Origin of the sequence: Agrobacterium cavarae, from assembly GCF_004310285.1 — a bacterium.
GTDB lineage: Bacteria > Pseudomonadota > Alphaproteobacteria > Rhizobiales > Rhizobiaceae > Agrobacterium > Agrobacterium cavarae.
Genome location: NZ_SISF01000032.1, coordinates 96,567 through 111,745 on the forward strand (window position 1 = coordinate 96,567; position 15,179 = coordinate 111,745).

A 15,179-nucleotide genomic window follows, 5' to 3' on the forward strand; every position below is an offset into this window, starting at 1 on the left:
AGAACGACCGGGTTTCAATTGAGTGTTTTTAGAGAGTTAGAACTTCACTTTTACCGATGTATTGATCGCAGCAACAACGTCATTGCCGTAGTCGTACGTCGCGTCGGTACCGTACGTGACACCGCCGCGCGTGACCTGACCAGAACTACCGCTAGTCAGCACACCGACGGCCGCGCCCAGACGCCATTCAATATTATCTGTAACGGCATACTGAACGCCTGCACCAAGTGTCCATGTGTCAGACGATGCGCCAATGCCGGTGCTTGTACCCCGGTCCCAGGTCACGCTAACAGCACCTGAAAGCTTATCGTTGAACTTATGGCCGATGCCGCCGCTTACAGTCCAGCCGTCCCTGTAGAGCAGATCGAGCGACGTGACACCCGTAGCAGGGCAGCCAAAAGCACCATTCTCTTCACAGAACCGAATAGACTGGATCAAGCTCCAGTTAGTCCACTTTACCGAACCAAATGCCAGCCAGTCCGGAGCGATGCCACTTTGAAACTTCAGTTCCAAAGAATCTGGGGCCTCCGCAGATCCTACGACGTTGAAGCGCCTGCCAGTAAAGGGGTTTACCACTGGAACCTGCGTAAGGTCGAGTGTTCCTGTAAGATCGTACTTCACCCTACTATTGTAAACCAAGCTCGTTCGGAGCGCATATTCCGGAATTTCATAAGCAATACCAGCGCGCCATCCCCACGCCTCGTCCCCGAGGTCAAGTCTCCCGTTGCCTGCTGGAGGCGAACCAGGTCCGAGATACAGGACGTTTCGAGTCTTAAAGCCCTCGATCTCTTGATAGAAGCCGCCTCCAATAAATCGAAACTGACCAGGGCCTGCATCAAACTTGTACGAACACGTCAGCCCGTAATTATCTGTCCGCAGTTTTGTTTCGATATTGCTTTGGGCGCCAGCCCAGTTTGATCCCGGATTGAGATGAGCTCCAAAAGGCTGTGAGTAATCGACCAAGCAGTCAACGTCGCCATAACTGCCTTTAAATCCCACATATGGAATCGCGTAATTTTCAGTATCGTCTGCAGTTGTAACGCCTCCCGGAAACGCATTACCAGCGGCCCCATCTCGCGCGTTTTTCAACTTTCTTTGGGGCGCGACGTAGGTGACCCCGGACTGAAACGTGAAGGGCGATGCGTCGAACAACTGGTCAATGTTATAACCGCCGCGCTCAAGGCCACCCGCAAATGCAGGCGTGACAGAAGTGATGCCGACAGCAAGGCACACCGCACCGTGTATAATTGAAACTCGTTTTGCCATCTCTCTCCCCAATCAAAGGCAATGCAATGACTAGAAATTGAAATGCTTTGGAGAAAATGACAATGCACCCCTGGTCTCAGCATCCGAGGTGACTTTGATCAAAGCTTTACGTGAATAATCGAAGTCAGACGAAAATCAGCGTCCAATCGAAATATTCTTCCAATCCGAGACCACCAAACGCCCAATTTAAGAAAATATTTGCCCTGCGGGTCACATGTGTGACCGCGACACAACATTCATAGTTTTCGCTCAAAAAAGTCCGATTTCTGTCACGTTCTGAGGAACTTGGTTGGGACCCAACGACGTGAGCCGTTTCTCGGCGACTCAACTAAGCTTGCCTGCCACGAGAATAAAAAAAAGCGCCTCCGTTGAGAAGGCGCCTTTTAGCTTGCGTCGACGTCAGATCAACCGGCTTCGTTGACCCGCTGCAATGCGATCTTCAAGCTCTTGATCTGAAGCTCGAGTTCAGCCTTGCGGTCACGGTCGGCTGCGACCACTTCCGGATCGGCATTGGCGACGAACTTCTCATTCGAGAGCTTCTTGTCGATACGCTCCAGTTCGGCCTCCGACTTGCCGATTGCCTTCTCGAGACGGCTCCGTTCAGCAGAGACATCGATGAGATTGCCAAGCGGGATGCACACGGTCGCCTCGCCGACGACGATCTGTGCCGAGCCCTTCGGTGCTGTGTCGGCAGCCAGGATCTCGTCGGCGCGGGCCAAGCGGCGGATCGCGGCGGAGTGGCGGTCGAGACGCATTTCGGTCGTCGGGTTGGCAGCGACGACAACCAGCGGTGCGGTGGCACCTGGCGGTACGTTCATTTCGGCACGTGTGGAGCGAATGCCGGAGACGAGATCGATCAGCCAGTTGATTTCAGCCGCAGCCGCCTCATCCGTGAACTCTGGTGCCGGCCAGTCGGCGTGGCAAAGCAACTGATCGCGGCCCGCACCCTCGCCCGCTGTATGTGCCCAAAGTTCTTCCGTCATGAACGGCATGAAGGGATGCAGCAGCTTGTAGATTTCTTCCAGAACATAGGCCGCACAGGACTGCGCTTCTGCCTTGGCTGCCTCGTCCTCTCCGTTGAAAACAGGCTTCAGGAGTTCGAGATACCAATCGCAAAACTGGTTCCAGACGAAGCGGTAAAGCGTGCTGGACGCATCATTGAAGCGGTAGCTCTCGATGGAAGCCGTGACTTCCTTTGCCGTGTTGGCAAGCTCGGTCAGGATCCAGCGGTTGATCGTCTGCGTTGCCGCTTCCGGCAGGAAGTGCGGATCAAGCTTCACACCGTTCATTTCGGCAAAACGCGTGGCATTCCACAGCTTGGTGCCGAAGTTGCGGTAGCCGGCAATACGTGCCGGATCGAGCTTCACGTCACGCCCCTGCGCCGCCATGATGGCAAGCGTAAAGCGCAGCGCGTCGGCACCATATTGGTCGATCAGTTCCAGCGGATCGATGACGTTGCCCTTGGACTTCGACATCTTCTGGCCGTTCTTGTCGCGAACCAGCGCGTGGACATAGACGGTGTTGAACGGCTCAACGGCGTGACCGGCATCGTCTTTCATGAAATGAAGACCCATCATCATCATCCGCGCGACCCAGAAGAAGATGATATCGAAGCCGGTGACGAGAACGTTGGTCGGGTAATAGCGCGCAAGCTCCGGCGTCTTGTCCGGCCAGCCGAGAGTGGAGAACGGCCAAAGCGCGGAGGAGAACCATGTGTCGAGAACGTCTTCGTCACGCGTCAGGATGTCGCCCGGCTTGAAGTTCTCAAGCTTCTCCTGCACCCAGGCCTTCCAAGGGCCTTCATGGGCAAGATAATGCTGAACGGCAGCGTCAAGCGCTTCTTCCTCGGTCTTTTCGACGAAGACCTGGCCATCGGGACCATACCAGGCAGGAATCTGATGGCCCCACCAGAGCTGGCGCGAGATGCACCATGGCTGAATGTTTTCCATCCATTCGAAGTAGGTCTTGTCCCAGTTCTTCGGTACGAAGTTCGTGCGTCCTTCGCGAACCGACTCCATGGCAGGTTCGGCAAGCGTCTTTGCATCGACGAACCATTGGTCCGTCAGCATCGGCTCGATGACGACGTTGGAACGGTCACCGAAGGGTTGCATGATCTTCTTGTTTTCGACGTAAGGGACGTCGTTGCCTTCAGCATCCTTCACCGTGACGGCAAGACCATCGGCGTTGATCGCCGCTACAACGCGCTTGCGCGCCTCGTAACGGTCAAGACCACGATACTCGTCGGGTACGAGGTTGATGGCGTCGACATCGGCTTCGGACGGCAGCTTGCCGGAGCGGGTGATTTCGCCGGCAAGTTCTGCGCAACGCGCATAAGGCTCGCCATCATCGCGCATCTGCGCCTGCGTATCCATCAGGCGATAGAGCGGGATGTTATTGCGACGGGCGACTTGATAGTCGTTGAAATCATGCGCGCCGGTGATCTTGACAGCACCGGAACCGAAGGTCGGATCAGGGTACTCGTCGGTGATGATGGGGATCAGGCGGCGGCTTTCCTTCGGACCGACAGGAATTTCGCACAGCTTGCCAACGATTGGCGCATAGCGTTCATCGGACGGATGGACGGCAACAGCACCGTCGCCCAGCATGGTTTCCGGACGGGTGGTCGCGATCGCGATATAGTCGCGCTCTTCCTGGAAGACGATGTTGCCCTCGGCATCCTTCTCGACATAGGTGTAGGTTTCGCCGCCCGCCAGCGGATATTTGAAGTGCCACATATGGCCGTCGGCTTCGCGGTTCTCGACCTCGATGTCGGAAATGGCCGTTTCGAAATGCGGGTCCCAGTTGACCAGACGCTTGCCGCGATAGATCAGGTCCTGCTTGTAAAGCGTAACAAAGACTTCGAGAACGGCCTTCGACAGACCCTCATCCATGGTGAAGCGTTCGCGCGACCAGTCGCAGGACGCACCAATGCGCTTCAGTTGGTTGAAGATCAAACCGCCGGATTCGGCCTTCCACTCCCAGACCTTATCGATGAAGGCTTCGCGGCCCATGGCGCGACGGCCCGGAAGCTGGTTCTCCATCAGCTTGCGCTCGACGACCATCTGCGTGGCGATGCCCGCATGGTCCATGCCCGGCTGCCACAAAACATCCTTGCCGCGCATACGCTCAAAACGGACCAGAATGTCCTGCAGCGTGTTGTTCAGCGCGTGGCCCATATGCAGGGAGCCGGTGACATTCGGCGGCGGAATGACGATTGTGAAGGTCTCGGCACCCGGCTTGGCGTTCGCGCCGGCGCGAAACGCATCGGCCTCATCCCAGGCCTTGGCAATTTTGGGTTCTACGGAAGCGGAATCGTAGGTCTTATCGAGCATTTCCTGGCCTGAAATCTGGAGTTCTATTTTTGGTTTTTAAATAAGGATGGCAGGTTGAGAGTCAACAGCTGCCGACGCGGCATCAGGTGTATGCGTAACCGCTTTATCATTGGAATTCGAATATCTGCCGGAAAACGCCAGGCGCAATCAGCGACAAGGGGTTGATCTGCAACCGCGGCGTGGCCGTCGGACCCGTCAGTTTGAAGGTGATGCCGAGAAGACCACGGTCACGACCATTGCCTAAAAAGATGCCGATGAACGGCAACTCGCCGAAGAGACGGTTGAGGCCATAGGCAGGCATGAAGGTCCCGGTCATATCGATATTGCCGTTCTGGTCCTTCAAAACGCCCTGGAAGGTCGCGCCAATCTGCTCGCCACGGACCACGCCGTTCTCCAATGCCACGACGCCGTTGACAACGACGACGCGAGCAAAGCCGCGCTGGAACTTCTCCGAACTGACATCGATGTTGCGCCGTACTGCCGCATTCAGACTGCGGCCATCCTGACCGGAGGGGGTCGCAACAATATCCTGCAGCTTGGCTTCATTGAGAACGGCGAAGTTACGTAGATCGAGCGAACCACTCCACGACGTGCCATTGGACGTGGTCATGACCAGATTTAACAGACCACCGCGGATGCGGGTGTAGAGATTGGTGAAGCGGGCAAAGGCGCCGGCATCGCTACTGGTCAGATTGATCGTGCCACCATCGCCCTGGTTCGTGGTCTGCGCCACCACGGCCTGACCGCGACCGGACACGCCCTTGAAATCCACCGAGCGCACCTTGCCATCCCTGACCCCAACGCTGGCGGTGACGTTGGATAGCGCCTCGTCATTGAAGCCATAGACCCGGTCGAGATCTGCCTTGATGTTGAGCGAGCCGAGATCGCCGCTTTGGGCCGTACCGGCGGACGCGCCAGAGGATCCGCTATCGGAATTGCGCAGCTTGGCGATGATGGGCCTAAGATCAGCCGACTTGCCGTTGATATTGACCGTGTAGCTTCTTTTTGCCGCGGAAACGGAGATGGCATAATCATCTTGAGGCGACAATTGAAACCGGGAGAAATTGGCGGAGATCAAACCACTCTTGTCGAAAGCAAGGTCGCCAGCGGCGCCAAAGCCATCGCCCTTGAACGCCAGATCATGAATGCTGGTACGGCCGTTGACGGTCTCCATGCTGAAGGACGCATTCGCCTTGACGCCCACACCCTTCGTCCAGCCAAGCCCCGGCAGAACCATGGAAGCATTGGAAAGATCAAGTTTCACATCCTGCCGGTCGGGATCGGTGCTGTCGATTTCGAGCAACGTCGTTCCGCCCAGCACACTGGAGAGTTCCGGTGCCAGCTTGGCAATCTGACCCGGCTCCAGCACCGCATTCAGCACCAGCTTTCGGCCCGCTGTGCTGGTCTTGCGAATGGGCTGGGTGAAATCGATGTTCATCGCCACATCGTCGATCCGCCCCTTGCCGAGAAGATGCAGCGTCTCATTGTTGAGCTTCAGGCTGCCATTGACCGAAGAAACCTTGCGGTTGGAGATTGGCCGCGCCAGCGAAACGTCGTTGAGCGCCAGATCCGCCGTCCATACCGGATCGGGCGGAGACTGGCTTTTCAACAGGCCGACCCTCAGCTTGGCGTGGGCGGTCACATTTCCGGAGAAATCGCCGGGCTGAAATTCGGTGTCTCTCAACGCATTGATCGGCTGGAAGGACGCCAGTTCCGCAATACTGTCGGCCGATCCTTTGACGTTGAGATCGAGGTCGGCCATCAGCGGCTTGTCGTAAACATCGGCGATCGAGAAGCGGCTGTTTTCAAGTTCGAGACTGCGGTTCGATGGAAAGAAGGAGGTTGCTTTCGAGACGGTCACGTCGATCTTTTCGCCCACAAGCTCGAAATGAGCGTAAGCATCGCGAAGCGGTGGAATGTCACCGGCGACATTCAAGCGGGTGTTCTCAACATCGAATTTGATCTGCAATTCGCTGGCGGATAGCTCCAGCGGGCAGTTCGGTCCGCACATTCGACCAGCCGGGATGAACACGGCAATGGAGCCGTTGCGCACCGTACCGCCAAACAGGTTGGCGATAACCCATGGCCGCGCCTTGTGCGCCATCCAGAACGGCCAAAGCTGCTTGACAGCCGTCGCCTCCATTTTCGGGATTTGCCCGCCAAAGCTGATTTCCGGAGACCCTTGTCCAAAATGGACCTTGAGTGAGCCCGCCATGTTGCCGAGCTGGCTTGAAACATAAAGGGACGGCACATTGATCTCGCGTGTGGTGCGGTCGAAGGTGCCGTCCGCCTTTAGATCGAATGTCACGGGCTCCTCGCCACCTGCATCGGCAACGGCCGTCGCATTGGGCAGATGGACGGAAAGATCGAACCCCTTGTCGTTGTCGAGGATTTTGGCCTGGATGGGCAGCGTTGTGCGGCCAAATTGTAGGTTCGAATTGTCGACCAGAACGGCCTTGCCGTCGAAATCGTAATGCGCATTGACCACACCACCGCTGACAGGCTGTGCTTCCCCACCGATATAGAGCTCACCGTTTCCAAGCGCGAAAGATAGATCGAGGGCCGGCTTTTCATTCTCGGCACCGCGGGCCGCAGCGATGTTGATGCCGGTCTTGACGTTGAGCCCCTGGTGCATCAGCCCTTCGTTATCGAACTGTTCCAGAAGGGGACCGATATCGAACCCATCGAGCCGAGCGGAGAAATTGTTGATGCGGCCATCGACAGCGGTGGCGGCGAGCGCCAATTCCGCAACCTGGCCGTTGAATGCCACATCGCCATCAAGCGTATAGCCTCCCTCGCCATCGGGAACGAGAGACAACTCGCTGAGATTGATGGTGCGCGGCTTGCCGTCGTCGCGCGGCGGCAAGCGGATCGCGATATCGGAAAGATCGATTTCCTCCGTGCCGCTGCGCTGGAAGGTCTGCGACAGGCGATCGAGATCGCCAAAGGCATTTTCCAAAAGCGCAGGGATCGCATCGATGCGAAGCTGCGCGAGATCGAAGGCCTGCCCCTTCGGCAACAGCGCGGTGTCGAGCTCCATTCCGTTGGCTTCCAGCGTGGCAATCGACACACGTCCGGTCAGCAACGCGACAGGATCGAGCGCCATGCCGATGGACCGCGCCCGGCTTAGGTGCTGCCCCGATTCGCTATCGGTAATATCGACATCCTGGGCGACCAGCGAAAGCCGTAGGCCAGAGGAAAAGCGAATTGCCGTGGAGCCTATGCGCGCTTGGTAGCGGGGACCGAGTGCCCGCTCCAAAGCCTGCTGCGCCTGGCTTGAGAGAACACTGTCTACTGAACCGGTTTCGACGGACAGAATGATACCGCCGATGGACAGGAAGGCGAGAATAAAGAGGGCAACAAAGACCTTTGCAAAGGCGCGCAGCGTGGAGCGCGGCGCCGGGCAGTGAACGATGATCGGGTCTTCCGCTTGCGCAGACGGTAAATCGTGCAACGGCACGATGTCTCGCTTGCTGAAACTGACCTTCTCCCCGCGAATTTCCGCCATCCGTCCCCTGCCCGCTCCCGGAAATATCCTGAACCCCAAGCCAGGGCCTTTTCAGTTTGGCGGTTTCACCCTGCCATCCCGCTTGACTCGCCACAAGACTGGACGAAGCTGTTATTCGGTATATATCGAATACCTGCCCCCATGCTCAACAATCCGGGCAAAAGAAAGGTGAACCATGGCAGAACTGACGATTGGCGACGAAGCACCCGATTTCCGTCTTCCCAGAAACGGCGGTGGCGACATTTCTCTTTCCGATTTGAAGGGCAAAACGGTCGTCCTCTATTTTTACCCCAAGGATGACACATCCGGCTGCACGGCAGAGGCAATCGACTTCAGCGCACTGGGCGCACAGTTCGAAGCGGCAAATACCGTCGTCATTGGGATTTCGCCCGATTCGGTGAAGAGTCACGACAAGTTCGCCGCCAAGCATTCGCTCACCGTGATGCTGGCCGCCGACGAAGACAAGAGCGCGCTGGAAGCCTATGGCGTCTGGAAGGAAAAAAGCATGTACGGCAAGAAGTACATGGGCGTAGAGCGCACCACCTTCCTCATTTCCCCGGACGGCAAGGTCGCAAAAATCTGGAGCAAGGTGAAGGTCCCAGGCCATGCGCAGGCAGTTCTCGATGAGGCAAAGGCGCTTTGACCGGTCGAGTCTGATCCGGTGACCATGCCATTCACGATGACATCACTCCGCGGCGCGGCAACCGAGGCCATCGCCACAGCCGATCTCGACCGGAAGACGGGATTGGCGCAGGACGCCGCGACCCGCTGGTTCGAGCGGCGTATCTCCTTGCGGTCACCGCTCGATCCCAAGCTGCCGGATCGCCCGGGACGACCTGAGAAGCCGGAACTTGTTCCACCAACCGCGGTCAAGCGACGGTCGCTTCACAGTGTGAAGGGCCGGATCGCTCTGTTGCATGCCATTGCCCATATCGAACTCAACGCGGTGGATCTCGCACTCGACATCGTTGCCCGCTACGCCAGCGAGCCTGTTCCGCATTCCTTTTTCGATGGCTGGATGCAGGTCGCTTTCGAAGAGGCGAAGCACTTCCGGCTGGTGCGAGATCGCCTGCGGGCGATGGGTGCGGACTACGGTGATCTTCCTGCGCATGACGGGCTTTGGCAGGCCGCGCACCAGACGCGCAACGACCTGACCGCAAGGCTTGCGGTCGTACCGCTCATTCTCGAAGCACGCGGTCTCGATGTCACACCCTCTCTCCAGGCCAAGATGCGCGAGACCGGCGATCTTGAGAGCGCTGCCGTTCTCGACGTCATCTATAATGACGAAAAGGGGCACGTCGCGATCGGCGCGAAATGGTTCCGCTTCCTGTGCGCGCGGGAAAAGAAGGACCCTGCGGAAACATTCAAGCAACTGGTCAGGATCAACTTTCGTGGACCACTGAAGCCGCCCTTCAACGATCTCGCCCGCGCCGAGGCGGGTTTGACTCCGTCCTTCTATCGTTCGCTCACCGCTGTCAGCCAAAGCTGAGCGCGTTTGTAAAAGCTTCGTTAACCTTAACAAATTATCTTCCTCAGTGGACGACGAACCGCTGGAGCAGAAATGACGGAAGCGAGGACAAACCTGGCCTTTGGCAAGAAGCGCAAGCAGCACGTCCTCATTCTGGCGAGCGGCGAAAAGGTTCGCCATGTCACGATCAGACCCTTGCTCGTCATCCCCACACTGCTGATTATCCTCGTCATGAGCCTCGGCTTTATCGGTTCGACGGCTTATCTCGTCTTCCGGGACGATATGCTGGGCGCAATGATCGCGCGGCAATCGCGCATGCAAAAGGATTATGAAGACCGCATCGCAGCGCTACGCTCGCAGGTGGATCAGATTACTTCGCGTCAGCTCCTTGATCAGCAAGCTGTTGAAAAGAAGGTTGAAACGCTTCTTGCCCAGCAGAACGCCCTTTCCTTCCGCCACGGACGCGCCAACGAACTCCTCAATGAGGAAGACACTCGATCGGCACCGGATGAACAGAGTGTCACGCCGTCGGCCAACCCTTTCGCTCCCCAGAAAAAGGCCAGCCTTTCCGGCGGCGCGTCCGCCATCGACCGTGCACTGCGTGGTGCGGAAAAAGGATCGACGCTCAAAGGCAGCTTGACCTATAGCGACAACAGAGACGCCGTATCAGGTCGCGCGCTGACACGCATGCTCGTCTCGCTCAACCGCATCGAATCGGACCAGCTCGGGCGAATCGCTTCGCTGACGATCGGTGCAAAGAGCCGAGCCGACGCCATGGCCGATATTATTCGTAGCACCGGCCTGAAGATCGATGACAAGGCTGACGATGCCGTTGGCGGTCCCTTTGTGGAAGCCTCGACCAATCCGTTTCAGGCCTCACTCGCAGATCTCGACAACGCCCTGGACCGTCTGGAAACCGTTCGTGGCACTGCAGAGCGCCTGCCACTCGGCAATCCGGCACCCGGTCGCGACATAACCAGCCGCTTCGGCAATCGCATGGACCCGTTCCTCGGTCGGCCCGCATTGCATACCGGTATAGACTTCCGCGCAGAAACCGGCGCCGATGTGCGCGCCACCGGTGCCGGAACCGTGTCTTTTGCAGGCTATTCAGGCGGTTACGGCAACATGGTAGAGGTCGATCACGGCAAGGGTGTCACGACGCGCTATGGCCATCTGTCGCAAATCCTCGTTCGTACCGGCGAAAAGATCGAGCTGTCCGATGTCATCGGCAAGGCTGGCAGCACTGGGCGCTCCACAGGACCCCACGTGCATTACGAAGTGCGGTTAAATGACGAGGCGGTCGACCCTATGCGCTTCCTCGTTGCGGGCACTGAATTAAAGACCTATCTGCAGTAAAGACCCGTCACGCATCAGAATTCGAGCCGGATTTTCTTCCACCGGCCAGTTTTGATGTACCATTTCGGGACAAATCCCTGTTTCCTTGACTTTTCGGCGATTTAGGCCTATGTCGCGGACCACGATCTGCGGCACTAACGCTACGACAGTCGTTTGTTCTTCGAACCAGAACGGAAACAGTTTTTCCTTTGACAACATTCTCTGATCTTGGCCTGAGCCAAAAAGTCCTTTCCGCTATTGCCGATGCTGGCTACAGCACGCCAACACCTATCCAGGCGGGCGCTATTCCTCCGGCGCTGGAAAGACGCGACATTTGCGGCATTGCACAGACGGGAACCGGCAAAACGGCCTCCTTCGTGCTGCCGATGCTCACCCTGCTTGAAAAGGGCAGAGCGCGCGCAAGAATGCCGCGGACGCTCATTCTGGAGCCGACGCGCGAACTGGCGGCGCAGGTTGCCGAGAACTTCGAAAAGTACGGCAAGAATCACAAGCTGAACGTTGCGCTTCTCATCGGCGGCGTTTCGTTTGAAGAGCAGGATCGCAAGCTGGAGCGCGGCGCGGACGTCCTGATCTGCACCCCCGGCCGTCTGCTTGACCACTGCGAACGCGGCAAGCTTCTGATGACGGGCGTGGAAATTCTCGTCATCGACGAAGCCGACCGCATGCTCGACATGGGCTTCATCCCCGATATCGAGCGCATAGCGAAGATGATTCCCTTCACGCGCCAGACGCTATTCTTCTCGGCCACCATGCCGCCGGAGATCCAGAAGCTGGCCGATCGCTTCCTGCAAAACCCGGTCCGCATCGAAGTGGCCAAGCCTTCTTCGACGGCAAAGACGGTGACGCAGCGCATCGTTGCCACCCACGACAAGGATTACGAGAAGCGCGCCGTGCTTCGCGAACTCATCAAGGTGCAGACCGAGCTCAAGAACGCGATCATCTTCTGCAACCGCAAGAAGGACGTGGCTGATCTTTACCGTTCGCTTGAACGGCACGGTTTCTCCGTCGGTGCCTTGCATGGCGATATGGACCAGAACTCGCGCACGAAGATGCTGGCGGGCTTCAAGGACAACCAGATCACGCTGCTGGTTGCGTCCGACGTTGCCGCCCGTGGCCTCGACATTCCAGATGTCAGCCACGTCTTCAACTTCGACGTTCCGATCCATGCGGAAGACTATGTCCACCGCATCGGCCGTACCGGCCGCGCGGGTCGCTCGGGTGCTGCCTTCACGCTCGTCAATCGCCGTGACACCAAGTATCTCGACGCCATCGAAAAGCTGATCGGCGAAAAGATTGAGTGGCTAAGCGGAGATCTTTCGGAACTTCCGGCACCCATGGAAAGTTTCGCCACCGACCGTCCGCGCCGCGGCAAGGACAAAGACAAGGATCGTGGTCGTGGCCGCGATCGGAACCGCCGCGAAGCGCCTCAAGAGGTGGAAGCGGAAATCCCGAATGTGAAACCGGCTGACACCATCCAGGTTGCGGCAAATGGAGGCGACAAAGTGAAGGCAGAGCGCAGGCACGAGAAGGCACCGCGTAATTTCGAGCGGAGCCACGGTGCTTCCCACGCGAATGACGACAATCGTGATCGCCGCCGCCACTACCGCGACCATGATGATGGCCCGACACCCGTCGGCTTCGGCGACGACATCCCGGCCTTCATGCTGATCGTCGCAAACGCCAAAGGCTGATGGCACAGCCAGGCATCGATTTCCCCGGTGTCGGATGCGGTCTCGTCATCAGGCGGGACGGAAAGGTGCTGCTCTATAAGCGCGTGAAATCACCCGAAGCCGGCCACTGGAGCATTGTGGGCGGCAAGGTTGATCACATGGAGCACGCCCTTGAGGCTGCCCGTCGCGAAGCTGAGGAAGAAAGCGGGCTGACCATCGGGAACGTCCGCTTCCTCTGTATCAGCGAGCAGATCATACCAGCCGATGGACAACATTGGCTGTCGCTGATTTACGTGACAGACGACGTGACGGGAACGGCGCAATTGACGGAGCCGGACAAGCTCTCCGATATGGGGTGGTTTGATGTCGACGACCTGCCCTCCCCTCTCTCTGTTTTTGCCCGGGATGCGTTTCGCCATCTCGCATCGTGACTGGGTGACGCTTTGCCGGCGTCGGCATTTCGCCAATCACCCGACGAACGAGCATTCTTTGTCATAAAGCGCATTTTTCTTGGTATTGAACCTTTTGCATCCTGCTCAGCCTCGATAACATCGGACAATCGCACAGGATAATGCCATCCATGAATTCACTCCGCCTGCTCAGTTTTGCCTTCAGTCTCAGCATCGCTGGCGTTGCAAATGCTGCGACGATCGCAGTCGTTGCTCCGCAGAACGGCGCATATGAGATGCTGGGCTTGCAGATCCGGCAGGGTGTAAAGGCGGCAGCCGCGAAGGTTGGCCTCGATGTCATGGAAATTCATGAAAGCTGCGAGGACGGCAGCGGTGGTGCCATCGCCGACGGTCTTGTTGCGTCGAAAGTCTCCGTGGTCGTCGGCTTCCTGTGTACCGAAACCCTTGCGGATGCACTGCCGACATTGAAAAATGCCGCGATCCCGGCCATCACCCTGTCGAGCCGCTCGCCCATTCTGATGGAAGATGCATTGAAGCGCGGCTGGCCGCTCTTTCGTATGGCACCCTCGGAGAACGATGAAACCTCGGCGGTTGCGGAGATCATGCTGCGCGATTGGAAGGGCTTGCCCTTTGCGCTTCTTGATGACGCGACGATCTATAGCCGTGAACTGGTGGACCGTGTCCGTGCGCGATTGGAAGAGGCAGGTTTGAAACCGACCTTCACGGACACGCTACGCCCTTCACAGGAACAGCAGATTGCGCTCGTGCGTCGCCTGAGCCGCACCGGCGTGACACATGTCTTCGCGGCGACAGAACGCAACGACCTATCGATCATCGCACGCGACGCCGCCGCAGAGAAAATTCCCCTCGTGCTTATGGGCAGCGATGCGTTGCGGGCGGCAAACGCGCCTGTTCCGCTGCAACCTGGCACGCTTGCTGTCGCCTTGCCGGATTACGCAGCACTGCCCTCCGCGGCGGAGGCGGTGCAGCAGTTGCGTGCTGCCAATATCGAACCCGAAGGCTACGTTCTTCCGGCCTATGCCGCCGCCCAACTCTCAGCGCAGGCGCTGGAGAAGGCATCGGAGCAATCGAAACCAACACCTGTCGTGATGGTTGGCACCACCTTCGATACGGTCATCGGCCCCGTCATCTTCAACGAACGCCACGAGTTGCAGGACAATTCCTACCGGCTTCAGCGCTGGACTGGCACCGACTTCGTCGTCGTCGACAAGGCGTTGAATTAGGGCCCTCCAGCAACCTGGTATCGTAAGATCGGCTTCTATCTAATCGATTTGTCCCTTTTGAGGTTCGGATCGAAGCTTGTTGACCCAAGCGTGCGGTGCTAAGGGCCAGCAACGCCTTGCCAATCAGGAGCATTTGCAGATGACCCTCCCCGTCCGGATCGCCCCTTCCATTCTTGCCGCCAACTTCGCCAAACTCGGACAGGAAGTCGCCGATGTCACGGCCGCTGGCGCCGACTGGATTCATCTGGACGTGATGGACGGTCACTTCGTGCCAAACATTTCCTTCGGGCCGGATGTGATCAAGGCACTGCGCCCCCACAGCAAGGCCTTCTTCGATTGCCATTTGATGATCGCGCCCGCCGATCCTTATCTTGAGGCCTTCGCCAAGGCCGGTTGCGACAGCATCACGGTCCATGCCGAAGCCGGCGCGCATTTGCACCGCTCGCTGCAAAACATCCGCGCGCTCGGCAAGAAGGTCGGCGTCACGCTCAATCCGGCAACCCCGCTCTCCGTGCTCGAAAATGTCTTGGACGATGTGGACCTCATCCTCATCATGAGCGTCAATCCGGGCTTTGGCGGCCAGAAGTTCATTCCGGCCATGCTCGACAAGATCCGCGCGGCGAAGTCGCTCATCGGCAATCGCCCGATCGAACTGGAAGTGGATGGCGGCATCACCACCGAGACGGCAGGCAGCGCCATTGCAGCGGGCGCCAATGTGCTGGTTGCCGGTTCTGCCGTCTTCAAGGGCGATGGTGTGGATGACTATACGAAAACCGTCTCCGCTCTCAGAGCATCGGCCGAAAGCGGCAGAGCTTGATCTCCAGGCAGACGTCCGTGTTGCCGGGTTTACCCTGACGCGCCGAATGCGTTGAGATTGCCGAAACACTTTGCTAAACGGGCACCAGATTTCTCAGTTCAAGAAGGC

Annotated in this window: 10 protein-coding genes; 7 read left to right on the forward strand and 3 right to left on the reverse strand. The window is 58.0% G+C overall.

Annotated features, from left to right (window positions below; genetic code table 11):
* Positions 1–36: 36 nt before the first annotated feature.
* The 3 genes from EYC79_RS16465 to EYC79_RS16475 form a co-directional block, all read right to left on the reverse strand.
* Positions 37–1,266, reverse strand: a complete 1,230-nt coding sequence (locus EYC79_RS16465) for an OmpP1/FadL family transporter (protein ID WP_062599991.1) — start codon at positions 1,264–1,266, stop codon at positions 37–39.
* 404 nt (positions 1,267–1,670) lie between these two features.
* The gene (locus tag EYC79_RS16470) at positions 1,671–4,598 is read right to left on the reverse strand and encodes a valine--tRNA ligase (RefSeq protein ID WP_130978663.1); all 2,928 of its coding nucleotides are present in this window, start codon (positions 4,596–4,598) and stop codon (positions 1,671–1,673) included.
* A gap of 106 nt (positions 4,599–4,704) precedes the next feature.
* Positions 4,705–8,106, reverse strand: a complete 3,402-nt coding sequence (locus EYC79_RS16475; protein WP_130978664.1) for a YhdP family protein — start codon at positions 8,104–8,106, stop codon at positions 4,705–4,707.
* A 175-nt stretch (positions 8,107–8,281) separates the two neighbouring features.
* On the opposite strand from EYC79_RS16475, the gene bcp reads away from it, so the two are divergent.
* From bcp to rpe, 7 genes are all read left to right on the forward strand, one after another.
* The gene (bcp, locus tag EYC79_RS16480; RefSeq protein ID WP_113180249.1) at positions 8,282–8,749 is read left to right on the forward strand and encodes a thioredoxin-dependent thiol peroxidase; all 468 of its coding nucleotides are present in this window, start codon (positions 8,282–8,284) and stop codon (positions 8,747–8,749) included.
* A gap of 24 nt (positions 8,750–8,773) precedes the next feature.
* Positions 8,774–9,595: a ferritin-like domain-containing protein gene (locus EYC79_RS16485; protein WP_130978665.1), complete on the forward strand. Its 822-nt coding sequence runs from the start codon at positions 8,774–8,776 to the stop codon at positions 9,593–9,595.
* 72 nt (positions 9,596–9,667) lie between these two features.
* Entirely contained in the window at positions 9,668–10,930 is a 1,263-nt protein-coding gene (locus tag EYC79_RS16490) for a peptidoglycan DD-metalloendopeptidase family protein (RefSeq protein ID WP_130978666.1), read from the forward strand.
* A gap of 188 nt (positions 10,931–11,118) precedes the next feature.
* Positions 11,119–12,621: a DEAD/DEAH box helicase gene (locus EYC79_RS16495; RefSeq protein ID WP_062599997.1), complete on the forward strand. Its 1,503-nt coding sequence runs from the start codon at positions 11,119–11,121 to the stop codon at positions 12,619–12,621.
* Positions 12,621–13,031, forward strand: a complete 411-nt coding sequence (locus EYC79_RS16500) for an NUDIX domain-containing protein (protein WP_130978667.1) — start codon at positions 12,621–12,623, stop codon at positions 13,029–13,031. The genes EYC79_RS16495 and EYC79_RS16500 overlap by 1 nt, the downstream gene beginning before the upstream one ends.
* Before the next feature lie 149 nt (positions 13,032–13,180).
* Positions 13,181–14,254 (forward strand): ABC transporter substrate-binding protein, encoded by a 1,074-nt coding sequence (locus EYC79_RS16505; RefSeq protein WP_130978668.1) that lies wholly within the window; start codon positions 13,181–13,183, stop codon positions 14,252–14,254.
* Positions 14,255–14,393: 139 nt separating this feature from the next.
* On the forward strand, positions 14,394–15,071 hold the full coding sequence (gene rpe, locus EYC79_RS16510) for a ribulose-phosphate 3-epimerase (protein ID WP_130978669.1): 678 nt from the start codon (positions 14,394–14,396) through the stop codon (positions 15,069–15,071).
* The last annotated feature ends 108 nt before the right edge of the window (positions 15,072–15,179 follow it).